25 protein-coding genes are annotated in these 21,310 nt (G+C 68.7%); 10 read left to right on the forward strand and 15 right to left on the reverse strand.

All coding sequences use genetic code 11. From position 1 onward, the window contains the following. Window positions 1–208: 208 nt before the first annotated feature. From RHOOR92_RS19435 to cycA, 3 genes are all read left to right on the forward strand, one after another. Window positions 209–832 (forward strand): hypothetical protein, encoded by a 624-nt coding sequence (locus tag RHOOR92_RS19435; RefSeq protein WP_015448131.1) that lies wholly within the window; start codon window positions 209–211, stop codon window positions 830–832. 74 nt (window positions 833–906) lie between these two features. Further along, complete coding sequence (locus RHOOR92_RS19060; RefSeq protein WP_015448130.1) at window positions 907–1,197, forward strand: hypothetical protein; 291 nt, start codon at window positions 907–909, stop codon at window positions 1,195–1,197. 158 nt (window positions 1,198–1,355) lie between these two features. Further along, on the forward strand, window positions 1,356–2,753 hold the full coding sequence (gene cycA, locus RHOOR92_RS0100005) for a D-serine/D-alanine/glycine transporter (RefSeq protein ID WP_015448129.1): 1,398 nt from the start codon (window positions 1,356–1,358) through the stop codon (window positions 2,751–2,753). 12 nt (window positions 2,754–2,765) lie between these two features. On the opposite strand, the gene RHOOR92_RS0100010 is transcribed toward cycA, so the two are convergent. Continuing rightward, window positions 2,766–3,425 carry a glutathione S-transferase family protein gene (locus tag RHOOR92_RS0100010; RefSeq protein WP_015448128.1) on the reverse strand — a complete coding sequence of 220 codons (660 nt, stop codon included), beginning with the start codon at window positions 3,423–3,425 and terminating at the stop codon, window positions 2,766–2,768. Between the two features lie 163 nt (window positions 3,426–3,588). On the opposite strand from RHOOR92_RS0100010, the gene RHOOR92_RS0100015 reads away from it, so the two are divergent. Then, on the forward strand, window positions 3,589–3,828 hold the full coding sequence (locus RHOOR92_RS0100015; RefSeq protein WP_007514864.1) for a hypothetical protein: 240 nt from the start codon (window positions 3,589–3,591) through the stop codon (window positions 3,826–3,828). A gap of 95 nt (window positions 3,829–3,923) precedes the next feature. Continuing rightward, entirely contained in the window at window positions 3,924–5,147 is a 1,224-nt protein-coding gene (gene ubiM / locus RHOOR92_RS0100020) for a 5-demethoxyubiquinol-8 5-hydroxylase UbiM (RefSeq protein WP_015448127.1), read from the forward strand. 3 nt (window positions 5,148–5,150) lie between these two features. Here the strand turns inward: ubiM and RHOOR92_RS0100025 are convergent, their stop codons facing one another. Genes RHOOR92_RS0100025 through RHOOR92_RS0100040 form a run of 4 tightly spaced genes read right to left on the reverse strand, consistent with a single transcriptional unit; the run spans window position 5,151 to window position 8,993 of the window. Further along, window positions 5,151–6,152, reverse strand: a complete 1,002-nt coding sequence (locus RHOOR92_RS0100025; protein WP_015448126.1) for an HlyD family secretion protein — start codon at window positions 6,150–6,152, stop codon at window positions 5,151–5,153. Window positions 6,153–6,164: 12 nt separating this feature from the next. Further along, window positions 6,165–6,365: a DUF1656 domain-containing protein gene (locus RHOOR92_RS0100030; RefSeq protein ID WP_007509282.1), complete on the reverse strand. Its 201-nt coding sequence runs from the start codon at window positions 6,363–6,365 to the stop codon at window positions 6,165–6,167. Further along, window positions 6,355–8,502: an FUSC family protein gene (locus tag RHOOR92_RS0100035; RefSeq protein WP_007509279.1), complete on the reverse strand. Its 2,148-nt coding sequence runs from the start codon at window positions 8,500–8,502 to the stop codon at window positions 6,355–6,357. The genes RHOOR92_RS0100030 and RHOOR92_RS0100035 overlap by 11 nt, the downstream gene beginning before the upstream one ends. Then, on the reverse strand, window positions 8,499–8,993 hold the full coding sequence (locus RHOOR92_RS0100040; protein ID WP_027489247.1) for a MarR family transcriptional regulator: 495 nt from the start codon (window positions 8,991–8,993) through the stop codon (window positions 8,499–8,501). Before RHOOR92_RS0100040 ends, RHOOR92_RS0100035 begins: the two co-directional genes overlap by 4 nt. 133 nt (window positions 8,994–9,126) lie before the next feature. On the opposite strand from RHOOR92_RS0100040, the gene RHOOR92_RS0100045 reads away from it, so the two are divergent. Both RHOOR92_RS0100045 and RHOOR92_RS0100050 read left to right on the forward strand, forming a co-directional pair. Then, complete coding sequence (locus RHOOR92_RS0100045; RefSeq protein WP_196801988.1) at window positions 9,127–9,843, forward strand: AzlC family ABC transporter permease; 717 nt, start codon at window positions 9,127–9,129, stop codon at window positions 9,841–9,843. After that, entirely contained in the window at window positions 9,843–10,154 is a 312-nt protein-coding gene (locus tag RHOOR92_RS0100050) for an AzlD domain-containing protein (protein ID WP_007509273.1), read from the forward strand. Before RHOOR92_RS0100045 ends, RHOOR92_RS0100050 begins: the two co-directional genes overlap by 1 nt. A gap of 18 nt (window positions 10,155–10,172) precedes the next feature. Here RHOOR92_RS0100050 and RHOOR92_RS0100055 read toward each other — a convergent pair whose 3' ends face one another. The 6 genes from RHOOR92_RS0100055 to RHOOR92_RS0100080 all read right to left on the reverse strand — a co-directional run bounded on the left by RHOOR92_RS0100055 (window position 10,173) and on the right by RHOOR92_RS0100080 (window position 15,733). Continuing rightward, window positions 10,173–10,751 carry a hypothetical protein gene (locus tag RHOOR92_RS0100055; RefSeq protein ID WP_027489248.1) on the reverse strand — a complete coding sequence of 193 codons (579 nt, stop codon included), beginning with the start codon at window positions 10,749–10,751 and terminating at the stop codon, window positions 10,173–10,175. After that, window positions 10,748–11,362: an SCO family protein gene (locus RHOOR92_RS0100060; RefSeq protein ID WP_027489249.1), complete on the reverse strand. Its 615-nt coding sequence runs from the start codon at window positions 11,360–11,362 to the stop codon at window positions 10,748–10,750. Before RHOOR92_RS0100060 ends, RHOOR92_RS0100055 begins: the two co-directional genes overlap by 4 nt. After that, a complete protein-coding gene (locus RHOOR92_RS0100065; RefSeq protein ID WP_027489250.1) occupies window positions 11,334–12,821 on the reverse strand; it encodes a cbb3-type cytochrome c oxidase subunit I in 1,488 nt (495 codons plus the stop codon). Before RHOOR92_RS0100065 ends, RHOOR92_RS0100060 begins: the two co-directional genes overlap by 29 nt. Further along, on the reverse strand, window positions 12,818–13,366 hold the full coding sequence (locus RHOOR92_RS0100070; RefSeq protein WP_027489251.1) for a cytochrome oxidase: 549 nt from the start codon (window positions 13,364–13,366) through the stop codon (window positions 12,818–12,820). The genes RHOOR92_RS0100065 and RHOOR92_RS0100070 overlap by 4 nt, the downstream gene beginning before the upstream one ends. A 157-nt stretch (window positions 13,367–13,523) precedes the next feature. After that, window positions 13,524–13,940 carry an OsmC family protein gene (locus RHOOR92_RS0100075; RefSeq protein WP_007509262.1) on the reverse strand — a complete coding sequence of 139 codons (417 nt, stop codon included), beginning with the start codon at window positions 13,938–13,940 and terminating at the stop codon, window positions 13,524–13,526. Window positions 13,941–13,963: 23 nt separating this feature from the next. Then, window positions 13,964–15,733: an acyl-CoA dehydrogenase family protein gene (locus RHOOR92_RS0100080; protein WP_007509260.1), complete on the reverse strand. Its 1,770-nt coding sequence runs from the start codon at window positions 15,731–15,733 to the stop codon at window positions 13,964–13,966. 192 nt (window positions 15,734–15,925) lie between these two features. On the opposite strand from RHOOR92_RS0100080, the gene RHOOR92_RS0100085 reads away from it, so the two are divergent. Next, on the forward strand, window positions 15,926–16,192 hold the full coding sequence (locus tag RHOOR92_RS0100085) for a DksA/TraR family C4-type zinc finger protein (RefSeq protein ID WP_007509256.1): 267 nt from the start codon (window positions 15,926–15,928) through the stop codon (window positions 16,190–16,192). Between the two features lie 107 nt (window positions 16,193–16,299). Further along, window positions 16,300–16,971, forward strand: coding sequence for a hypothetical protein (locus RHOOR92_RS0100090; protein WP_007509253.1), 672 nt, complete (start codon window positions 16,300–16,302; stop codon window positions 16,969–16,971). A gap of 19 nt (window positions 16,972–16,990) precedes the next feature. Here RHOOR92_RS0100090 and RHOOR92_RS0100095 read toward each other — a convergent pair whose 3' ends face one another. Next, complete coding sequence (locus RHOOR92_RS0100095; protein WP_051281094.1) at window positions 16,991–17,956, reverse strand: DMT family transporter; 966 nt, start codon at window positions 17,954–17,956, stop codon at window positions 16,991–16,993. 45 nt (window positions 17,957–18,001) lie between these two features. After that, window positions 18,002–18,556, reverse strand: a complete 555-nt coding sequence (locus tag RHOOR92_RS0100100; protein ID WP_007509248.1) for a sulfur transferase domain-containing protein — start codon at window positions 18,554–18,556, stop codon at window positions 18,002–18,004. A gap of 125 nt (window positions 18,557–18,681) precedes the next feature. Between RHOOR92_RS0100100 and RHOOR92_RS0100105 the strand changes: the two genes are divergently transcribed. Then, a complete protein-coding gene (locus RHOOR92_RS0100105; RefSeq protein WP_027485693.1) occupies window positions 18,682–19,026 on the forward strand; it encodes a zinc ribbon domain-containing protein YjdM in 345 nt (114 codons plus the stop codon). Between the two features lie 7 nt (window positions 19,027–19,033). Here the strand turns inward: RHOOR92_RS0100105 and RHOOR92_RS0100110 are convergent, their stop codons facing one another. Both RHOOR92_RS0100110 and RHOOR92_RS0100115 read right to left on the reverse strand, forming a co-directional pair. Continuing rightward, window positions 19,034–20,542, reverse strand: coding sequence for a glycine betaine ABC transporter substrate-binding protein (locus tag RHOOR92_RS0100110; RefSeq protein WP_027489253.1), 1,509 nt, complete (start codon window positions 20,540–20,542; stop codon window positions 19,034–19,036). Continuing rightward, on the reverse strand, window positions 20,539–21,306 hold the full coding sequence (locus RHOOR92_RS0100115) for an ATP-binding cassette domain-containing protein (protein ID WP_027489254.1): 768 nt from the start codon (window positions 21,304–21,306) through the stop codon (window positions 20,539–20,541). Before RHOOR92_RS0100115 ends, RHOOR92_RS0100110 begins: the two co-directional genes overlap by 4 nt. Window positions 21,307–21,310 lie beyond the last annotated feature (4 nt).

The raw sequence follows: 21,310 nt of genomic DNA on the forward strand, positions 1-21,310 counted from the left end.
GGATCGCTTTTTCCGTCTTCGCCGCCTTCGTCGTATATGTCGTGCTCTACAATCTGTAGGTCGCTGTGCGCAGACATAGCCGGCTATCCTGCATTTTGTCCAACCAAAGGCTTATCCTCGCCACGGATGCCTAACACCTCATTCGAGGCGGACGGCTCCGCCGCCGCTCAATTCCAGCGTTAGGGCCCTAATTCAAGGATATCGCAACGTGCAGACAGGATTTCGAGTTCACAACGGTACCGAAATCGAGCAGATTGAGCCCGCAAGAATTGTAGAGTTGGCACGTCTATATGAACTTGATCTGCTAGCACCTGGCAGGTATAGCTCCCTTTTTATCGTAAATCTTTACCTACTAGACAAGGTGAGCGGCGTCGATCCCCATCAGGTGATTTCAGAAATCAAACATCTGGAGGGTCTTGGCCCTTCCCTACAGACAAAGGAAGCAACTGAGTTCAAGGGAAGCGTGCTAAAGGGCCTATGGCACAAGCACTTCTTGCCCATACTCCCAAGCACTTTTGCTCACAACATCATTAATCACTTCGGCAAGAATGGGCTTGAAAAGCTCGTGAATAACGTTTTTGATTCGGCTCAGAGTGATGTTGTAACGAGCGAAATGGTCAGGGAACTCTCCCGTCGGGTGGTCGAGGAATCCATTGTTGACCGTGGCTCAGCCGGCAAGTTGACCGGTGAATGGATCATTTTCGCCAAAGAGAATGGTCAAAATTACTACCTGAGTATTTCGCCACATGCGAGTGGTGATGAGAACATTGCAGCAAACCTGAAGGGCGGCTGCTCACATGAATTTCCATTCATCGCAAAGTACGTGCCCTAACAATTCATTCAAGCCGAAGCCGCTTCGCGGCTCGGCTTAATTCAGGTGTTAGCCGGCAAGGGAAGTTCGCGGCCATGATTCGGCAGATCGTCTTGGCTATTCTGGCAATCGGTTGCGCTGCTTGTAGTCATCGCGATCTTCGTGGCTCAGTTTCGCGCTCGCCAGATGGCCTCACCTATCTGATCCTCGCCGATGACAATGGTGGTCAATGTGGCCCGCTGACAGTCGATGGCAAGATTTGGCCTCACCCCATCGGTGCGCGTGGTCAAATAGAGCCCGGATATCATGTCATCAAATGCGGTGGGGAAATTTCATTTTCCATTCCCGCGCAAAGCATCTTCAAGTTCGACTATTGGGGTCCGTAGCACGTCGGCGCGCTGTACGCCTACTCCCGCGGCCTGCCGGCGAAGCCGCGCGGGCAGGGTTAGCGGTTGCCGGCGGGAAGGTGGCGCGTGGCGCGCCGCGTGGATGCCGCGGGCGCTTTTCTGTATGTTGACCCCTTCCCATCGCCAAGGCGCGCCGCATGACCGCATCGCTGGAACACCCCGAGCACCTGAGGCGCAGCCTTTCCAACCGGCACCTGCAGCTGATCGCCATCGGCGGCGCGATCGGTACCGGCCTGTTCATGGGTTCGGGCAAGACGATCAGCCTGGCCGGGCCGTCGATCCTGCTGGTCTACCTGATCATCGGCGTGATGCTGTTCTTCGTGATGCGGGCGATGGGCGAGCTGCTGCTGTCCAACCTCGAGTACAAGTCCTTCATCGACTTCTCCACCGACCTGCTCGGGCCGTGGGCCGGCTTCTTCTGCGGCTGGACCTACTGGTTCTGCTGGGTCATCACCGCGATCGCCGACGTGATCGCGATCGCCGCCTATGCGCAGTTCTGGTTCCCCGGGCTGGCACCGTGGATTCCCGCGGTGCTGTGCGTACTGCTGCTGCTCAGCCTGAACCTGGTCACGGTGAAGCTGTTCGGCGAGCTGGAGTTCTGGTTCGCGCTGATCAAGATCGTGGCGATCGTCGCGCTGATCGCGACCGGCTTCGCGCTGGTTGCCTGGGGCTTCACCTCGCCGAGCGGGCACAAGGCTTCGCTGGCCAACCTGTGGAGTGACGGCGGGTTCTTCCCGAAGGGCCTCAGCGGTTTCTTCGCCGGCTTCCAGATCGCGGTGTTCGCCTTCGTCGGCATCGAGCTGGTCGGCACCACCGCGGCCGAGACGGCCGACCCGAAGCGCAACCTGCCCAAGGCGATCAACTCGATCCCGGTGCGCATCATCATCTTCTACGTGCTGGCCCTGATCGCGATCATGGTGGTGACGCCGTGGCGCCTGGTGGAAGCGGGCAAGAGCCCGTTCGTGGAACTGTTCGTGCTGGCCGGCATCCCGGCCGCGGCCAGCCTGATCAACTTCGTGGTGTTGACCTCGGCCACCTCCTCGGCCAACAGCGGCATCTTCTCCACCAGCCGCATGCTGTACGGCCTGGCCGAGGAGCAGCATGCGCCGAAGACGTTCGCGCGGCTGTCGCGCGCGGCGGTGCCGTCGCTGGGCCTGCTGTTCTCCTGCTTCTGCCTGCTGCTGGGCGCGGCGATGATCTACCTGATCCCCGACCTGATCACCGCGTTCACCCTGATTACCACGCTGTCCGCGGTGCTGTTCATGTTCGTGTGGTCGCTGATCCTGTTCGGCTATATCGCCTACCGGCGCCAGCGGCCGCAGTTGCATCAGGCGTCGATCTACAAGATGCCCGGCGGCGTATTCATGTGCTGGGCCTGCCTGGCGTTCTTCGTGTTCGTGCTGGTGCTGCTGAGCCTGCAGCCGGATACGCGCGAGGCGCTGATCGCCAGCCCGGTGTGGTTCGTGCTGCTGGGCATCGGCTACCTGTGGAAGGGACGCCGGGCACGCCGTGGCGTGGCCCTGCCGGCCGAGTAGGGCGTCTTCGGCTCAATCGCGCTCGGGCGCGCCGAGCGGGAAGTAGGAGCGGTACGGCCGCGCCTCGTCCACCGCGCGCGCGAACGAGGGCCGCGCCAGCAGGCGTTGCCGATAGGCGATGACGTTGCTGCAAGTTGCCGGGATGCGGTGGGTCCAGTCGGCGTAGAACAGCGCGGGCGCGGCGGCGCAGTCGGCGAGGCTGAAGTCGCCACCGGTAGCCCAGGTGCGGCCGGCGAGCTTGCGGTCGAGCCAGGCGTAGGCGGTGTCGAGCATGGCACGCGCTTCCCGGACGCCGTAGGGGTCGCGGTCGGCGGCGGGGCGCAGGCTGTCGAACACGATCTTCTGCTGCGGCGTCTGCAGGTAGTTGTCGAAGAAGCGATCCAGCAGGCGCGCCTCGAGCGCGGCGCCGGCGTCGGCGGGCATCAGGCGCACCGGGCCGGGGTGATGCTGGCCAAGGTATTCGATGATGATGCTCGACTCCATCACCGTGCGTTCGCCGTCGCGCAGCAGGGGCATGCGGCGGATCGGCCACAGCGCGGTGAACTCGGCGCTGGTGGCCGCGTCGTCCGGCGTGAGCACCCGCCATTCGAACGCCGTGCCGTTCTCGTACAGCGCGATCAGCACCTTCTGGCAATAGGAGGAGAACGGGTGGGCGTAGAGCTGGAGCGGCATGGCGGATCGCCTTTTGCAGGAGGTTGTCCATGCGACGAATGGATGCTGACTGGATCGACATGGCCGGCCCCGCGCTTGACCGGGGTCAAGGCGGCTGGTGGCGCCGGTGCCGAATATCGGTGTGGACGACACCGTGACAGTGTCCATGAATCGAGGAAATCCAATGGAATTCCATATTGCCCTGACCGAAGCCGCCCCCGATCCTGCCGTCGTGCAGGACGCGTTGTTCAATGTCGACCCCACCGCGGTGGCCGACCTGGACATGAGCGGCCTGGTGATGCGCGTATCCGCCTCGGCGACGGCGGCGGACCTGATCGAGGTGCTGCGCCAGGTTGGCTGGACGGTAGCGCCGAAGCAGGTGGTACAGCTGCCGTCGATCTGCTGCGGCGGTTGCGGCGGCTGACGGGGCAACCGCCGGCGGTTTCCCCGCCGGCATCAGCACGAGCCGGTGTCGCAACCCGTTGCTTGCCGACGATCATCTCCAGGAGCGTTCTGCCCATGTCGTTCGACATCGTGGTCATCGGCGCCGGCCCGGCCGGCTTGTGTTTCACCCGTTCGTTGGCCGGCAGCGGCCTGCGCATCGCGCTGGTGGAGCGGCAGGAAGAGTCCGCGCTGGCCGCGCCGGCCGACGACGGCCGCGAGATCGCGATCACCCATCGTTCGCAGCGCCTGCTGCGCGAACTGGGCCTGTGGACGCGTCTGCGCAAGGAGGAGGTCGGCACCCTGCGCGACGCGATGGTACTCGACGGCGACGACCACGCCGGCCTGATGTTCCGCCACGATGAAGCAGGCACCGACCAGCTCGGCTGGCTGCTGTCGAACCACGCGATCCGTCGCGTCGCGTATGAGGAGGTGATGACGCTGCCCGAGGTCGAGCGCATCACCGGCGCGCGGGTCGGCGCGGTGCGCACCAGCGCCGCCGGCGCCGAGGTCGACCTCGACAACGGCGACACCTTGCGCGCGCAGCTGGTGGTGGCGGCGGACAGCCGCTTCTCCGAGACGCGCCGCGCGATGGGCATCGGTGCGCAGATGCGCGACTTCGGCAAGACCATGCTGGTGCTGCGCATGCGCCACCAGGTGCCGCACGAGCAGGTGGCGTGGGAGTGGTTCGGCCACGGTCAGACCCTGGCCCTGCTGCCGCTGCACGATGCGCACACCTCGTCGGTGGTGCTGACGCTGACCCCGCCGGCGATGCGCGAGCTGCTGGCGCTGGACGATGCGGCGCTGGAAGCGGCCATGGCCGAACGCTTCGGGCACCGGCTGGGCAGCATGGCCGTGGCCGGCCCGCGCTGTGCCTACCCGCTGGTGGGCGTGTACGCGCAGCGCTTCGTGGCCGAGCGCTTCGCGCTGATCGGCGACGCCGCGGTGGGCATGCACCCGGTCACCGCGCACGGCTTCAACTTCGGCCTGCTCGGGCAGGACCTGCTGGCGCGCGAGCTGCGCGCCGCGCAGGCCGCCGGCCAGTCCATCGCCGCGCCGGCGCTGCTGGCGCGCTACGAGCGCCGGCTGCGGCTGGCCACGCGGCCACTGTACCTGGCCACCAACGCCCTGGCCGGCCTGTACACCGACGACCGCCGCCCGGCGCGCGTGTTGCGCAAGCTGGCACTGGGCGCCGGCGCGCGGCTCTCGCCGTTCCGGCGGCTGGTGATGTCCGGCCTCACTGCCGAGCACGGCGGCATGCCCGCGCCGTTGCGGCTGCTGCGCCGGCCACGGCCGGCCTGACGATCAGTCCCGGCGGTTTCCCTGGACGACCAGGGTGGCGCTCATGCCGGCGGCGAGCACCGCGCCGCGCGGGATCGACGACGCGTCGATGCGCACGCGCACCGGCACGCGCTGGGCCAGGCGGATCCAGTTGAAGGTGGGTTCGACCTGGGCGAGCAGGTTGTCGCTGGCAGGGCTGGCGCCGTCGGCGATGCCCACCGCGACGCTGTCGACGCGGCCGCGCAGGCGCACGCCGCCGGCCATCAGGCGGATGTCGACCGGATCGCCGACGTGCACCTGCGGCAGCTTGGTTTCCTCGAAGTAGCCATAGATCCAGATGTCGTCGCGCCGGACCAGGGCCATGCGCGGCTTGCCTGCCTCGGCGAAGTCGCCGGCGCGCACGTCGAGGTTGGTGATGCTGCCGTCGCTGGGCGCGCGCACTTCGGTGCGGGCCAGGTCGAGCTGCGCGCGCTCCAGCGCGATGCGCGCCTGGCGCACCGCGACAACCGCGCGCCGCTGGCTGGCACTGGCGGCGCTGCGCCCCGCCTGCGCCTGACGCCAGCTGGCCCGGGCGGCCTCGGCGGCGGCAGAGGCATCGTCGCGCGCCTCGCGCGAGATCACGTCGCCCAGCCGGTCGCGGCGTTGCGCCTGCAGGCGGCGCATCGCGGCCTCGGCCTCGCTGGCCTGCGCGCCGGCGGCAGCGGCCGAGGTGTTCGCGCCGGCGGCCGCCGCGGCGGCTTCGGCGGCGGCGAGGTCGGCTTCGGCCTGGTCGGCGATCAGCTGGTAGCGGTCGCGGTCCACCACGAACAGCAGGTCACCCTTCTTCACCGGCTGGTTGTCCTTCACCGCGACGCGGGTGATCAGGCCGGAGACATCCGGCGCGATGCGCACCACTTCGGCGCGGATGCGCGCGTCGCGGGTCCACGGCGACGACATGTAGTGTTGCCAGGCGATGTACGCGGCCGCCGTCGCCAGCAGGACCATCGCGGCGGTAAAGCCGGCACGGATCAGGGTTGCACTTCTCATGACAGGGATACCTCAGGAAAACAGGGCGAGCGTCGCCACGCTGCAGACGCCGGTGAACAGCGCGATGCGCAGCAGCGACGGATGCGTCGCATGGCGGTAGAGGCCGATGCGGCCGAGCAGCTGGTCGAGCAGCCACAGCGCGGGCAGCAACAGGACGGCCAACATCAGCACGCTGGGAAAGTAGACGCCGCCGATGGAGACCTCATACGGCATGGGTAGCCTCCGGCAGGCGCAGCAGACGGTGCTGGCGGGCGACGCCGGCGGCGAGCACGGAATCGTCGTCCTCCAGCGCGCCCAGCAGCAGGTGCAGGTGCTCGCGCAGCGTCGGGCGGGTGATGTCGATCTGCGCCAGGAGATGGCGGACGCGGGCGAGCGCGGCCGCGCGGTCGGCCGGGTCCAGCCGTTCGTAGACGCGGGCCAGCGCCTCCAGCGCGGCGTCGAGGTCGGCGTGCAGCGCGCTCGGCAGCGCCTGTTCGGCCAGGTCGTGGCGCAGCCCGATCAGGGCGTGGCCGGTTTCATGCACCATCAGGGCCCAGTCCAGCAGCTCGCGCGAATGCCGGCTGCCCGGCCGGGTCTGCGCCACGATCTGCTGGAACAGGTCGCGGGCGAGGCTTTCGAAACGCGGCAGCAGGCCCGGCAGCGGCGCGCCGGCGGCGAGCCGGACCAGCCCGCGCAGGCGGCGCAGCAGGCGGCGGCGGCGCCCCTTGCTGCCATGGCCCGAGGGAATCAGCCTGAAGATCGCCACCGCGAGCCAGGCACCCACCGCGAACGACAGCCCACTGTTGAGGTACATCGGCGCGTCGACGTGCGGTGCCTCGCCGATCGCCAGCGCGACCAGGATGCCCACGCTCATGGCGATGCCGATGATGGCCAGCGTCGGCCGGGTGACCAGGTACAGCGACAGCATCAGCAGCGGCAGGGTACCGAGCACCAGCAGCGGATAGGTAGGCAGCAGTGGCAGCACGCTGTAGGTGGGCAGCGCCACGATCGGCGCCAGCAGGTGGCCGATCGCGATGCGCTTGGAGACGAACACCGGATCCGGCGCCGCCGACGCCATCGAGATCAGCGCGACCAGACCGAACAGGGCTATGGCGCCGCCGGTCCAGCCGCTGCAGAGCCACAGCAGCGACAGCACCAGGGTCACCGCGGCCGAACGCAGCATTGCCAGCATCACCGCATGGCTGTCGTTGGTGCGGGCAAAGTGGACGCGGCCGCGCGCTTGCGGCACGGGCTTGCCGGCGCGGCGTCCCAGGTCCAGATGGGCCTTGGTGCGCACGTAGTCGCGCAGTTCGTCGAGAAAGCGGCGGAGCAGCGCGTGGCCGGTGTCGAAGTCGTCGCGGCAGGACGGCTCCAGCGCGGCGCGCTCGTGCGTCGCCTGCGCGGCGATCCGTCGATGGCAGGCGGCAAGCTGGTCGGCCAGCCGGTCCAGGTCATCGCGCGTGGCGCGTTCGTCCAGCGCATCGCCCAGCGGGCGCAGCAGGCGCATCAGCGCCTGCGCGGCGGTGGTCGAGCCCTTGCGCCGGAGGCGGTCGACCAGGTGGTGCAGCGACTGGAAGCGCGAAGCCGAGACCATGAAGCGCTGGTTGAGCAGCTTCAGCAGGCCGTTGCGGGTGCGCAGGGAAGGGTCGTCGAAGAACGCGGCGGTGCGCAGATCCTCGAAGCCGAGTGCGCCGCGCACCACGCGCATCTGCGTGCGCTCCATCGCCTCGTGGTCGACCAGCGCGCCGCGGCTGCTGTCGCGGATGAAGTCCAGGAAGCCGTCGAAGTTGCGGTCGGCGCTACCGCGCAGGTCGCCGCGCAGGCGGATCGGGAACACCGCGTCGAACACCACGCTGGCCACCAGCAGGCCCAGCAGCACCTCGGAGGTGCGCGCGAACGCGCTGTCGAACACGTGGACCGGATGGCTCATGGCCGGCAGCACGATCATCGCCGCGGTATAGCCGGCCAGCACGAAGGCATAGGCGCGGAAGTGGCGGAACAGCACCGCGCCGCCGGCGCACAGCCCGGCCCACAGCGAGATGAACAGCACCAGCGGCAACGGCTGCTGCGGGAACAGCGCCACCGCCAGGATCGCGCCGGTGCAGCCGAGCAGGGTGCCCAGGCCGCGATACAGGCTCTTGGCCAGCACCATGCCCGACTGCCGGTTCATCACCACGACCACGGTGACCATCGCCACCGATGGCGAGCCCAGCTGCAGCCGCATCGCCAGCCAGCCGGTGAGGTAGATCGCCAGCAGGGTCTTGAGGATGAACAGCCACGCGGCCTTTTCGCCGGCCATGGCGTGGGCGATCTGCTGGCGCCAGGGCAGCGGCGGCGTTGCCGGCGGTTCGGCGGTCGCGGTGCTGCTCATCCCTGCGACTCCACTCCGCGCAGCACTTTCTTCAGCAGGTGTTCCAGCTGGCCGCGCTGGGCGTCGGTGATGCCGGCGAAGAAGCCCTGCAGCTGCAGGGTGACCGCCGGCACCACCTGCCGGATCAGGGCTTCGCCCTCGTCGGTGAGCTGCACCACCAGCATGCGGCGGTCCTCATCGCTGGGCGAGCGGGTGAGCAGGCCCTTGGCCAGCAGCTGGTCGATCAGGCGGGTGGTGTTCGACGACTTCTCGCTGGTCGCCTCGCCGAGCTGCGACGGGCTCAGGCCGCCCTCGCTGCCGTCGAGCATCATCAGCACGTTGTATTCCGGGTGGGTCAGGTCATGCGTGCGCAGCAGCAGGTTGGCGTGGTCGCTGAACAGCTTGTGCAGCAGCTTCACCATGCGCACCAGCATGGCCTGGTCGCGCGGAAAGCCGCGGTGCCTGCGCGTGCTGACCGCGAGCTTCTGTTCGATGGCCAGGAAGCCGCTCATGCCTTCGTTGTGATTGTTTTCCATAACTGGATATTACAGTAATGTACAAAAAGAACCAAGGGAGCGGCGACCCGCGCGGGGCGGACCGCCGATGGGATAAGATCCGCCGGTGAGCGTCGCGTTGTCCCCCGCCGTGAAGATTGGCCTCTCGATCGCCGTGGCGACCGGGCTGTACGGGGTGTCGTTCGGTGCGCTGGGCGTCGCTTCCGGGCTCGGCGTGTGGCAGACGGTGGTGCTGAGCGCGCTGATGTTCACCGGCGGCTCGCAGTTCGCCTTCATCGGCGTGGTGGCCGGCGGCGGCGCCGGTTCGGCCGCGTTCGGCGCGGCCACCCTGCTCGGCGTGCGCAATGCGGTCTACGGCATGCAGATGAACCGGATGCTCCGGCCGCGCGGCTGGCGCCGGCTGCTCGCCGCCCAGGTCACCATCGACGAATCCGCCGCCACCGCCGCGGGCCAGCTCGATCCCGACGAGCAGCGCCGCGGCTTCTGGGCCGCCGGGCTGGGCGTGTTCGCGCTGTGGAACCTGTTCACCCTGGCCGGCGCGCTGCTCGGCGATGCGCTGGGCGATCCACGGCGCTGGGGCCTGGACGGCGCGGCGGTGGCCGCGTTCCTCGGCCTGCTGTGGCCGCGCCTGCGCGCACGTGAGCCGGTGGCGCTGGCCGTGGTTTGCGCGCTGGTTACCGTGCTGGCCTTGCCGCGGGTGCCGCCCGGCGTGCCGATCCTGCTCGCCGCACTGGTCGCGGCGCTGTGGGGCTGGTTCAGCCGCGGGCCGGCGGACGAGGGATTGGAGCCGGACGTCGATCCGGCCGGCTACGAAGACGCCGGCGTACCGTCGCAGGAGCGCCACTGATGGCGCTGTGGGGGTGGCTGCTGCTGGCCAGCGCGGCGGCGTATGCGATCAAGCTGGCCGGCTACCTGGTGCCGGCGCGCTGGCTGGAGAACGAACACATGAGCCGTGTCGCGGGCACGCTGACGATCGGCCTGCTGGCTTCGCTGACCGCGATGAACACGTTCAGCGCCGGCGCGGCGCTGGCGCTCGACGCGCGGCTCGGCGCGCTGCTTGCCGCGGGTGTCGCATTGTGGCTGCGCGCGCCGTTCCTGCTGGTGGTGGTCGTGGGCGCGCTGGCAGCGGCGCTGCTGCGGCTGGCCGGCATCGGCTGACGTCGTGCCGGTAGCCCTTCAGGCCGGGTTGAAGCGCCCCCACAACAGCTTGGCCAGGATACCGGTCAGGATCACGCCGCCGATCACCAGCATGGTCTCGCCCGCGCGCTGCTGGTCGTCGAGCAGGTAGTTGTTGCACAGGCGCACCGGCGAGACCAGATACAGCCAGCCCAGCCGGAAGAACGTGGCGATCAGTTCGAGTAGGAACACGCCGCGCACCACGAAGCCCATGCGTGGCCAGCCCAGCCCCAGCGGCAGGCCGATCAGCAGGGGCACGCTGGCGAACTTCGCCACCGCCATCCACGGTTCGCCGATGGCCGCATCGAGCGAGCGCGGCAGCATCCAGAACATGCCGGCCAGGCTGGCCAACACCACGCTGCTGATGCCGTGCTGGTTCCAGCGCGCGATGCCCTCGCCAAGCTGTGGCGGCAACGAGGCAGACAGCAGCCAGCCGACCCCGATCAGCAGCGGTATCTGCACCAGCATCTGCAGGCTCATGCGGCCTTCCAGCCACGCTCGCGCCAGCGGCAGCAGCAGGGCCACGAACAGCATCGCGGCGAAGGCCAGGGCCAGGCGTTGCCGGCCGCCGATCCTCATGGCAGCTTGCCCCGCATGGTCTGCGCGACGGCCTGCGGGTTGCCCGCATCGAGGATCAGCACCAGCCGCCCCTGCGGGTCGACCACCTGGATCGCGGCGTTGTGGACGTAGCCGCCCATGCCGTCCGGCACCACGGTGACGCCGAAAGTGCGCAGCAACTGGCGCAGGCCGTCTTCGCTCGTCGGCCGGGCGGCGATCCAGCCGTGGTCGCGACCGCGAAAGCGCTGTCGGTAGGCCGCCAGCTCGGCAGGCGTGTCATGCACCGGGTCGAAACTGATGCTGAGCAGAACCAGCCGGCCGTCGGCCAGGGGGGCGGCGAGCCGATCCTGCAATTGCGCAAACTCGCCGCCCAGCGCCAGGCACCAGGTGAGGCAGCGGGTGTAGACGAAGTCGACCAGCACCCAGCGACCGCGCAGCTCGGTCAGGTCGAGGCGGGTGCCGGACTGGGTTTCCAGCAGCACGGTCGGTACCGGCGGTGGGTCGCGCTGTACCGCGAGGCGGCGCGCGGTTTCGCTGGTGAATGCCTGGAAGCCGTCGGTGGCGGCCGTCAGCACGGCGCCACCGAGCGCCAGCAGCAGGGTGCTAGCCAGCAGGGTGCGCAGGATCGGCATCGACCGGCGCCTTGAGCAGGCCGCCGATGAGGCGCGTGGCGAACAGCAGCATGCCCAGGATCAACACCATTGCGGCGACCGAACCGGCCCTGTCGTACGGCAGCCATTCCGGCAGGTGCGCGGCGAAGCGCCGAGCCACGCTCATGTGGCCGGCGTACAGGAACACCATGCAGAAGCTGATGCCGCCAATCGCGTACAGGAACAGGCCGGCGCGATCCACGCCACCGTCGACCGGCGCGCGACGGCGGCTGCCGACCACGTGGTAGAGCAGGGTGAGGATCATCGGCAACACGCCGAGCAGCAGGTAGAAGTGGAAATGCCCCGGCACCCACTGCGTGTTGTGCATCACCCGGTTGACGCTGATGGTGCCGTCGATGATCGCCGGCACGATGCCCGCGGCCCAGCCGAACAGCGCCAGCACGGCCAGCATCGAGGGCATCTGCCAGCGCAGGCCGGAGCGGTGGATGTTGGTCAGCACGCCATAGGCGGTCACCAGGAACACCGGGAAGCCGGCTGCATAGGAGATGATCTGGCCCATCACCAGCATCCAGCGCGGCTCAGCGTAATCCATCAGCAGGTGGTGCGGGAACACGATGATCACGAATACCGTGCTCGCCGCCCATGACCACAGGAACGGCCGCGAGATCCCGTAGGGCTTGCCGGTGTAGCGCGGCAGCAGTTCGTAGACAGCGATCACGCCCATGTAGATCGTGGCGTTGATGACCATGTGGCCGAACCAGTAGATCAGGTTCTTCACCACCAGCGCGTTGAGCGCGACATCCGGGTCGTAGGCGTTGATCAGGCACATCACCAGCACTACCGCGCCGGCGAGGATGCCCAGCGAGTTGGCGATGATCACCATGGTGCCGGCAACGACGGCCTTGGGATGGGTCGGGTCGATGGTGCCGCCGAACAGCCACTGCAACCCCAGCCCGCGGGCGAGATTGCCGTAGCGCCGGATGATCGCCGCCGCGGCGTCCAGGTAGAAGATCAGCATGCCCACGCCGATCAGCAGGTAGCCGACCATGAACACGGCGGCTGCGCCGTTGCTCCACAGCCCCATCGAGTGCACCGGCAGCGGGTACAGGAAGGTCCACGCGCTGGCGAAGTTGCCGACGAACACCGCCCCGATGATGCACAGCGCGCCCAGCATGAACAGCACGTAGTTGCTCAGGAACGCCCACGCGTGCAGCGACACGTACTTGCGCAGGAAGAACCACATCACCGCGGTGCTGGCCAGGCTCATGGTGCCGACCATGCCGGCGCCGTGCATCGTCATGATCTTGTAGAACATCGCGGCCTGGACCGGCGTCCACTCGGCCTGGGTCATGCGCATGGTCAGGCCCAGCAGCATCATCAGCACGAACAGCAGCAGGGCGGTGATCATGTACAGGTTGAACGCCAGGTGCTCGCGGCGCGACAGTTTCTCGTCCTGCGGGTAGAGTTCGAGCGAGCTCATGACTTGTCCTCCCGCGCGGCCACGTCGAATTCGGCGGTCATCCCGTTGTGTGCGACGCCGCAGTATTCAAGGCACATGATCTTGTAGGTGCCCGGCGTGTGGAACGTGTACAGGATCTTGTTGGTGAAGCCGGGCATTGCCTGGGTCTGGATGACGATGCGGCCATCCGGGGCATAGATCGCGAAGCCGTGGTTCACGTCGCTGGCGGTTACCCGGAATTCCACCGGTTCGCCTGCCCTCAGGTGGGTCTGGCTGACATCCCACGTCCACTGGTGGCCGACCACCTCGACCACCTGCGCCGCCTCCAGCGGCTGGTGCTGCGGCGGAATGGGGAAGGGCCGCAGGCTGGCCCAGGCGATCCCGATGCCCAACAGCAAAAGCGCCGCGAACAAGGCGCGGCGCAAGCTGATGGATGTTCGATGTGCCCGCTCCGCTTCGGCGGTATCGGCCGGCTTGCCGGCCTGCGCGATGGCGTAAATGAAGCCCAGTGCCACCAGCCCCATTCCGGTCAGCGTGATCGCCCAAATCACGTTCTGCAAGACCATGGTCGTTCTCTCCCCGGGAAGCGCCACGTGCCCGTCATCTACTCCCACCTTGGTGAAGGTGTCAAGGTCGAGTGAAGCATGGAAATGGCGGGAAGCCGCGATTCCGGCCCGAAGTCCGCTTCGGAACAGCCGTCCAGACGGCCGTGGCGTCAGCCCGTTACGGCGAATCGCCGCCAAGCCGCGAGGCGATGCGCACCTCGCCGGTCAGCACCTTGTGGATCGGGCACTTGTTGGCGATCTGCAGCAGGCGCTCGCGCTGCTCGCCGTCCAGTTCGCCCTCGAGGGTGATCACGCGGGTGATGTCGTTGCCCGCGGCCGGCGTGCCGTCGGGGTTGAACTTCAGCTCAACGTCGACGTGGCGCAGCGGCCAGCCCTTGCGCGCGGCGTACATCTGCAGCGTGATCGCGGTGCAGGCGCCCAGCGCGGACAGCAGCAGCCGGTGCGGCGCGGGGCCGGTGTTGGCGCCGCCTTCCTCAAGCGGCTCGTCGGCGTGCCAGCTGTTGCCCTGGTCGTCGGTGAAATCGACCGCGTACGGCGCGTTGCCGGTGCTGGTGCGGACGGTGGGGATGCTCATGGCGGGTTCTCCTTCGGCAGGTTTCAGATCACGTCCCACATGTAGCGGTCGTGCCCGAGCACCGCGCCGGCCAGCTGCTCGATCGCCGCGTCCTCGTTGCGCTCCAGGCCGCGCACGTTGCGTGCCATGCGCCGGCGCGCCTGCTTCGCGAAAATTTCGGCGATGCTGGCTGCCTCGCCGGCGGCCGGGTGCGATTGCTGTTCCAGGCTGTCGGCGCGCGACAGCACGCACAGGCCCACGAACAGGTCGATCGCGATGTCGGCCAGGCGCTTCTGCGCATGCTGCATGTCGGCCGCCTTCTTGCCGTAGCGGCGCAGCAGCGCGTCGGACGACTTGGACAGTTCCACCGTGTACTTCTCGTAGGTGGCGGCCACCTTGCGCAGCCGCGGCGACAGCTCGTGCGCGATGCGGTCGATGCCGTAGCCGGTGGCCTCGCGCATGCGCCGGCCGGTGTAGCTGCCGAGCACGCCGAAGCCCTTGATCGGCTCGTTGAAGATGTCGCCCACCGCGGCCTTCAGTTCGCTGAGGCCCGCGCCCACGCCCTTCAGGCCGGACAGCGCGACATACAGCCGCAGGATCTCGTTGGTGCCTTCGAAGATCGACAGGATGCGCGTGTCGCGGGTGATCTGCTCGTACGGGAACTCGCGCATGAAGCCGTTGCCGGCGGCGATCTGCAGCGCCTCGTAGGAGGCGCGCTGCACTGCTTCGCTGGCGAACACCTTGCTCATCGCCGCCTCGACCGAGTAGTCGCTGCCGCCGCCATCGATCAGGTGCGCCACCATCCACACCGCGCTCTCGGCGGCAAAGCAGTCCACTGCCATCTGCGCGATCTTCTCGCGCACCAGGCCGAACTCGGCGATCGGCTGGCCGAACTGCTTGCGCTCCTTCGCCTGCGCGCAGGCCAGCCGGATCAGCGTGCGCATGCCACCCACCGCGCCGCCGCCCAGGCCGGTGCGGCCCGAGTTCAGGATGCTCATGGCCACCTTGAAGCCCTTGCCGACCGGGCCGAGCACGTTCTCCGCCGGCACCCGCACGTCGGCGAACGCGACGGTGGTGGTGCTCGAGGCGCGGATGCCCATCTTGTCCTCGTGCGGGCCGTGGCTCACGCCAAGCCACTTCGCCTCGACCAGGAAGGCGGTGATCTTGCCCTCCGGCGTGTCGGTGCGCGCGAACACGGTGTAGAAATCGGCGATGCCGCCGTTGGTGATCCAGATCTTCTCGCCGGAGAGCGTCCAGCTGCCGTCGTCGTTGCGCACGGCCTTGGTGCGGATCGAGGCGGCGTCGGAGCCGGCGCCGGATTCGGTGAGGCAGAACGCGGCGATCATCTCGCCGGTGGCGAGCTTCGGCAGGTAGCGCTGCTTCTGCTCGTCGCTGCCGAACAGCAGCAGGCCCTTCATGCCGATCGAGCTGTGCGCGCCGATGGTCAGCGAGACCGAGCTGTCGTGGCTGGAGGTCTGGCCCAGCACGCGCGCATAGGCGCCGTTGGACAGCTCCATGCCGCCGAACGCCTCGGGGATGATCAGGCCGAACAGGCCCATCTCGCGCAGCGCCTGGATGAACTCGGCCGGCTGCTCGGCGTCGCGGTCGTACTGCTTCAGCGCGGCGCCCTTGTCGGCCAGGAATTCGTCGATCGCGTCGGTCATCGCCCCCAGCATCTCGCGGTCGCGCGCGCGGATCTGCGGGTAGGGGAACAGGTTCTCCTCCACGATGTTGCCCAGAAACAGCTGCTTGGCGACGCTGTCGTCGCTGCGCAGCGTGGAAGAAGCGGGGGCGATGGGCGACGACGGACTCATGACTGATCTCCATGGCGGGCAATACGGCATTCTGGCACTTTCGCCGCGTCGGGCCATGCCGCCAATCGCCGCACCGGCGGCGCCTCGCGTGGCCGCCGGCAGCGGCCCGCCGCAACGGCTTGAAACGCTGCTTCGACGCACCCAAATCCTCGCCGAGACAAGCGCATACCGCCAAACCTTCGGAGATTTCCCATGGCAACCGGTTGGGCCGGCGACGGCGCCGTGCAGGACCAGATCGACGCCACGGTCAACGACGGCGTGCAGCGCGCGCGCCAGCAATTGCGCCAGGGTCCGGGCCTGGAGCGCTGCGAGGAGTGCGACGCGCCGATCCCCGCGGCACGGCGCCAGGCCGTGCCCGGCGTGCGTCTGTGCGTGACCTGCCAGCAGGCGCAGGACGCGGAGCAGCGCAGCGCCAGCCTGTACAACCGCCGCGGCAGCAAGGACAGCCAGCTGCGCTGAACGGACCGGCGGGGCGGGTACTTGTGCGTCCCGCCGACAAGCGGCAAGCTCGGATCCTGTTACCGGCAGTCCGCAAGCTGCGGGGCCACCGGCTACTGGTGCGAAGCATGGAGGCGGTAGTCATTTCCACTTCATCGAATCCGTTCGAACTCGCCGCCGGCATCAGCTATTTCTTCGCGTTGCTGCCGGATGAACAGGCACGCAGCACGATCGTCGGCGTGGGCGAGCGTTTCCGCAAGTCGCACCGGGTCAGCGGCTCGCCGGTCGGTGTCGACAGCCTGCACCTGACGTTGTGTCCGATGGGCAAGCCCGAACGGCTGCGCCAGCCGCTGGAAGACGCACTGCTGGCCGCGGCCGGCGAAGTGCGCGCGCAGAGTTTCGTGGCCACGCTGGATTCGGCGATGCGCTTCAGCGCCCGCGACGGGCAGTTCCCGTTCGTGCTGTGTGCGGATGGCCTCACCACCGCGGCGGCGCTGGAGCTGCGCAAGGCGGTGGCCGCGGCGCAGCTTCGCGCGGGCCTGCAAGTCAGCGGCGTGTCCAGCTTCCTGCCGCACGTGGCCATGCTGCACGGCCATGCCGTCGATGCCATCGAGGAGTCGGTCGCGGCGATCCAGTGGCGCGTGTCCGAGTTCGTGCTGATCCGCAGTTTCTTCGGCCAGTGCAGGTACGAGGTGGTCGGCCGCTGGCCGCTGGCGCTGGCCGCCGTGCCCGAGCCGGTCGACCTGCTGGCGGAAATGGCCAACCTGCCGGAGCTGCCGGCATGGTCCGACGAGGAATGAGCCGCGCTGGGCGGCGCCGTCAGATCTGTGGCTCGGCGTTCGCGGCGCGCCGCTCGCGGCGCCGCTGGCGTGCCAGGCTGTGCTCGCGGTGGGCGATGTACAGGCTGGCGCCGATGATGATGGCCGCGCCCGCTGCCGTGTAGCGATCCACCCGTTCGTCGAAGATCCACCAGGCCAGCACCGCCACGATCAGCAACTGCAGGTAGCTGAACGGCGCCAGCAGCGAGGCATCGGCCAGCCGCAGCGCGCGCGTCCAGCACCAGTGGCCGCTGGTGCCGAGCGCGCCGGACAGCACCAGCCACGGCCAGATCCCGGCGTGCGGCCATTGCCACGTGGCCAGCGCGGCGGGCAGCGACAGCGGCACCCACAGCAGCGTGGTCAGCAACACGATACGGTCGGCCGGCTCGCTGCCGGTCAGCGACTTGATGCTGATCGTCACCGCGCCGGTCAGCGCCGCCGCCAGCAGGGCGACCAGGCTGCCGGCGGTGAATGCCGCGCTGCCGGGCCGCACGATCACCAGCACGCCGATGAAGCCGGCCACCACCGCGCTCCAGCGGCGCCGGCGCACGATTTCGCCGAGAAAGATCACCGCGCCGATGGTGACGAACAGCGGCGAGGAGTACGACAGCGCCACCGCCTCGGCCAGCGGCAGGTTCACGATCGCCCAGAAGCCGGCCAGCATGCCGCCCATGCCGAGCACGCAACGCATCACGTAGAAACCGAGCCGCGGCGTGCGCAGCAGCTGCCAGCCGTGCGGGTGCAGCAGCGGCAGCGCGAACAGCGCGCCGAACGTGCTGCGGAAGAAGGTGATCTGGAACGGGTGCAACTGGGCGGAGGCGAACCGGATCGTCACCGCCATCAGCGCGAAGAAACTGGCGCTGGCCAGCATCAGCAACACCGCGCGCAGCGGCAGCGGCGTGGAAACGGGCGGCGAAGCGGGGATCGGGTCCAGGGCCGTGCCGTGCGCAGCTTGGGTGGTGCGCATGGTACCCCACTTGCCCAGCGGCTTTCGCGCCAGCGTGGCGCCGCTTCAGTGTGCGGGCGGCACCGGTACGTCCGTGGCGCCGCTCGACCATGCCTGCAGCCGCTCGCGCACCGCCGGTTCCAGACCCTGCAGGCCCCAGCGATGGCCTTCCGCCAGCGCAGCGTCGGTCGACTGGCCGCCGAGCAGCACGGCGCGCAGGGCGATCATCGCGCCCACCCGGTTGCCGCTGGCGCAATGCACCAGGGTCGGCTGGTCGCCGGCGTCGCGCAGCAGGCGGTCGAACTGCACGACCCGGGCGCGGCTCAGGTCGGCGGCGCCGCGGATCGGCAGGTTGTGGTAGCCGATGCCGGCCGCGCGCATTGCGGCGGCTTCGTCGAAGTCGGGCGTCTCGCTGTCCAGGCTGAGGTCGATCACCTGGCGGATGCCGGCGCGCTTCAGCGTGGGGATGTCGCTGGCCTGCAGCCGCCCGGAGGCCACGCGGTGCGGCGCCGGGAACGCGACATGGGGAAGCCCGGCCATGGCGGCTTCCTCCGGCGCGGCGGCGACGCAAACGGATGCGGACATGGCGAGCGCCAGCAACAGCAGCAGGGAACGGTACATGACGGATACCTCGGCGAGGGGATGTTCAGGATAATCGAGTCGGCGACTCTCGCGACTGCAGCCGGATGCGCGCCGCATGCCCCGTATAATCGGCGGCCCATTGATTGAACAACCAGGATCGACCGATGTCCGACATCCCCGCCTGCCCGCTGTGCGCGATGGAGAACACCTATCCGGACGGCGACAACTACGTGTGCGCCGACTGCGGTCACGAGTGGCCGATCGCGGCGAGTGTGCATGCGGGCGATGCCGCGCTGGTGGTGCGCGACGTCAACGGCAACGTGCTCAACAGCGGCGACACGGTGAGCGTGATCAAGGACCTGAAGGTGAAGGGGTCGTCGATCCCGCTGAAGCAGGGCACGCTGATCCGCAACATCCGTCTGGTCGACGGCGACGATGAGCACATCGAAGGCAGCTCGGACAAGATCAAGGGCCTGGTGCTGAAGGTGTGTTTCCTGAGGAAGGCCTGAGGCGGACCTATTGGCGCGCTTCGAGCCGCAGTCCGCGCGGCGTCAGCCGGCGCTCGACCAGTTCGAACAGGCCCTGCACCAGCAGCGCCAGCACGGCGGCCGGCACGGCGCCCTGCAGGATCAGGCCCACGTCGTCCAGCCGGATGCCGGTGAGGATCGGCTGGCCGTAGCCGCCGGCGCCGATCAGCGCCGCCAGCGTGGCGGTGCCCACGTTGATCACCGCCGCGGTCTTGATGCCGGCCAGGATCGAGCGCAGCGCCAACGGCAGTTCCACCCGGCGCAGCCGCACGCCGGGCGGCAGGCCCAGCGCGGCGGCGGATTCGCGCAATTCCGGCGCAATGCCGACCAGGCCGGCATGCGTGTTGCGCACGATCGGCAGCAGGCTGTACAGGAACAGCGCGGCGATCGCCGGCCAGGTGCCGATGCCGAGCAGCGGGATCATGAACACGAACATCGCCAGCGACGGCACCGTCTGCAGCACGCCGGTCAGGCCGATCAACCACTGGCCGAGACGCCGCCGCCGGGCCGCCAGGATGCCCAGCGGGATCGCCAGCAGTATCGCCAGCCCCAGCGAGATCGCCACCAGCTTGACGTGTTCGACGCTGCGCTGGAGCAGGTGCGGCCATAGCCCGCCGTCGTGGCCGTCCGCGTGGATGCCGAGGAAATCGGCGGCCACCACGTTTTCCTTCACGCCGCGCAGCTTCACCCGCGCGTTCATCGCGCGCATCGCGTCTTCGTCGATGCTGCCGACGAGCTTGTGCAGCACGCCGACGAAGGCCGGCGCGCTCTGCTCCAGCGCCAGGCGGTACAGGTAGACCGCGTCGTAGCGTGGAAAGTAATCGCGATCGTCGCGCAGCGTGCGCAGGTGGTAGTAGGGGATTTCCGCGTCGGTGCTGTAAAGGTCGATCGCGTCGACCGCGCCGCTGGCCAACGCGCGGTACGACAGCGCGTGGTCGAGGCCGCTCACGTTCGCCTGCGGCAGGCCGTAGCGTTGGCGCAGGCCGGGCCAGCCGTCGCCGCGATCCATGAACTCGTTGGAGAAGCCGAAGCGCAGGCCGGGGTGCTGCAGCAGGTCGGAAATGTCGGCGATGCCCAGCCGCGCGGCGACATCGCTGCGCATGCCGATTGCATAGCTGTCGCTGAAGCCGAGCGAGTCGGTGATGCCGATGCCCAGGGGTTTCAGTTGCGCGCGCAAGCTGGCGATATCCGCGTTCGCCGGCAGGCCCTTCAGCAGTTCCTGGGTAAGCGTGCCGGTGTACTCGGGGTAGGCGTCGATTTCGCCGTCGAGCAGGGCGCGCCACAGGATGCGGGTGCCGCCCAGCTCACGCCGGTGTACCGCCTCGACGCCGGCCTCGCGCGCGCCGGCCAGCGCCAGTTCGCCGAGGATCACCGACTCGGTGAACTGCTTGGAACCGATCCGCACCGGTGCGGCCTGCGCCGGCGCGGGCAGCAGGCAGGCGCCCAGCAGCAGGCAAACGCCCAGCAGCATTGGCGCGGGCAGCAGGCGGCGCATCACGGGGCCTCCGGCAGGCGCCGCTGCGCCGCGACGAAGCGGTTGACGAAGGCATCGGCGGGGCGCTCGCGCAGGTCGCGGAACGTCCCGTCCTGCAGCACGGCACCCTGGCGCAGCAGCACCAGCCGCTCGGCGAACCAGGCCGCCTCGGCGAGGTCGTGGGTGACCACGATCACGGTCTTGCCGAGCTGGTCGAAGATCTGCTTCAGCTCGTCCTGCAGTTCGTGCCGCACCACCGGGTCGAGCGCGCCGAGCGGTTCGTCCAGCAGCAGCGCGTCGGGATCGGCCATCAACGCGCGCATCAGCGCCACGCGCTGGCGCTGGCCGCCGGACAGTTCGGCTGGGTAGCGCTCCAGCACGCCAGTCGGCAAATGCGTCAGCGCGGCGAGCTGTTCCGCGCGCTGGCGGATCCGCTCGCGCTTCCAGCCGAGGTGGCGCGGCAGCAGGGCCAGGTTGCCCAGCGCGGTCAGGTGCGGGAACAGGCCGCCGTCCTGGATCACGTAGCCGACCCGCCGGCGCAGCGGCAGCACGTCGCTGCGCTGCAGGGGGCGGCCGTCGACTTCGACGTGGCCGTGGTCCGGCCACTCCAGGCCGAGCAGCAGGCGCAGCACGGTGGACTTGCCCGAGCCGCTGCTGCCGATCAGCGCGGTGGTGGTGCCGGCGGCGAACGCCAGGCTGACCTGTTCGAGCGCCTGCAGCCTGCCGTAGCGCTTGCTCGCCTGCACCAGCGCGAAGGCGATGCCGCCGGCGGACTCAGCCGTGGACATGGCG

The sequence above is a fragment of the Rhodanobacter sp. OR92 genome (assembly GCF_000427545.1).
Taxonomy (GTDB): Bacteria; Pseudomonadota; Gammaproteobacteria; order Xanthomonadales; family Rhodanobacteraceae; genus Rhodanobacter; species Rhodanobacter denitrificans.

Bases quoted from the DNA above. Each gene is read 5' to 3' on its own strand.
- RHOOR92_RS0100105 (WP_027485693.1), top strand. From the start codon at position 18,682: ATGTCCGACATCCCCGCCTGCCCGCTGTGCGCGATGGAGAACACCTAT.
- RHOOR92_RS0100025 (WP_015448126.1), bottom strand. From the start codon at position 6,152: ATGAGAAGTGCAACCCTGATCCGTGCCGGCTTTACCGCCGCGATGGTC.
- ubiM (WP_015448127.1), top strand. From the start codon at position 3,924: ATGTCGTTCGACATCGTGGTCATCGGCGCCGGCCCGGCCGGCTTGTGT.
- RHOOR92_RS0100095 (WP_051281094.1), bottom strand. From the start codon at position 17,956: ATGCGCACCACCCAAGCTGCGCACGGCACGGCCCTGGACCCGATCCCC.
- RHOOR92_RS19060 (WP_015448130.1), top strand. From the start codon at position 907: ATGATTCGGCAGATCGTCTTGGCTATTCTGGCAATCGGTTGCGCTGCT.
- RHOOR92_RS0100040 (WP_027489247.1), bottom strand. From the start codon at position 8,993: ATGAGCGGCTTCCTGGCCATCGAACAGAAGCTCGCGGTCAGCACGCGC.
- RHOOR92_RS0100090 (WP_007509253.1), top strand. From the start codon at position 16,300: ATGGAGGCGGTAGTCATTTCCACTTCATCGAATCCGTTCGAACTCGCC.
- RHOOR92_RS0100080 (WP_007509260.1), bottom strand. From the start codon at position 15,733: ATGAGTCCGTCGTCGCCCATCGCCCCCGCTTCTTCCACGCTGCGCAGC.
- RHOOR92_RS0100015 (WP_007514864.1), top strand. From the start codon at position 3,589: ATGGAATTCCATATTGCCCTGACCGAAGCCGCCCCCGATCCTGCCGTC.
- RHOOR92_RS0100010 (WP_015448128.1), bottom strand. From the start codon at position 3,425: ATGCCGCTCCAGCTCTACGCCCACCCGTTCTCCTCCTATTGCCAGAAG.
- cycA (WP_015448129.1), top strand. From the start codon at position 1,356: ATGACCGCATCGCTGGAACACCCCGAGCACCTGAGGCGCAGCCTTTCC.
- RHOOR92_RS0100060 (WP_027489249.1), bottom strand. From the start codon at position 11,362: ATGCCGATCCTGCGCACCCTGCTGGCTAGCACCCTGCTGCTGGCGCTC.
- RHOOR92_RS0100070 (WP_027489251.1), bottom strand. From the start codon at position 13,366: ATGGTCTTGCAGAACGTGATTTGGGCGATCACGCTGACCGGAATGGGG.
- RHOOR92_RS0100115 (WP_027489254.1), bottom strand. From the start codon at position 21,306: ATGTCCACGGCTGAGTCCGCCGGCGGCATCGCCTTCGCGCTGGTGCAG.
- RHOOR92_RS0100055 (WP_027489248.1), bottom strand. From the start codon at position 10,751: ATGAGGATCGGCGGCCGGCAACGCCTGGCCCTGGCCTTCGCCGCGATG.
- RHOOR92_RS0100075 (WP_007509262.1), bottom strand. From the start codon at position 13,940: ATGAGCATCCCCACCGTCCGCACCAGCACCGGCAACGCGCCGTACGCG.
- RHOOR92_RS0100100 (WP_007509248.1), bottom strand. From the start codon at position 18,556: ATGTACCGTTCCCTGCTGCTGTTGCTGGCGCTCGCCATGTCCGCATCC.
- RHOOR92_RS0100050 (WP_007509273.1), top strand. From the start codon at position 9,843: ATGGCGCTGTGGGGGTGGCTGCTGCTGGCCAGCGCGGCGGCGTATGCG.
- RHOOR92_RS0100065 (WP_027489250.1), bottom strand. From the start codon at position 12,821: ATGAGCTCGCTCGAACTCTACCCGCAGGACGAGAAACTGTCGCGCCGC.
- RHOOR92_RS0100085 (WP_007509256.1), top strand. From the start codon at position 15,926: ATGGCAACCGGTTGGGCCGGCGACGGCGCCGTGCAGGACCAGATCGAC.
- RHOOR92_RS0100030 (WP_007509282.1), bottom strand. From the start codon at position 6,365: ATGCCGTATGAGGTCTCCATCGGCGGCGTCTACTTTCCCAGCGTGCTG.
- RHOOR92_RS0100035 (WP_007509279.1), bottom strand. From the start codon at position 8,502: ATGAGCAGCACCGCGACCGCCGAACCGCCGGCAACGCCGCCGCTGCCC.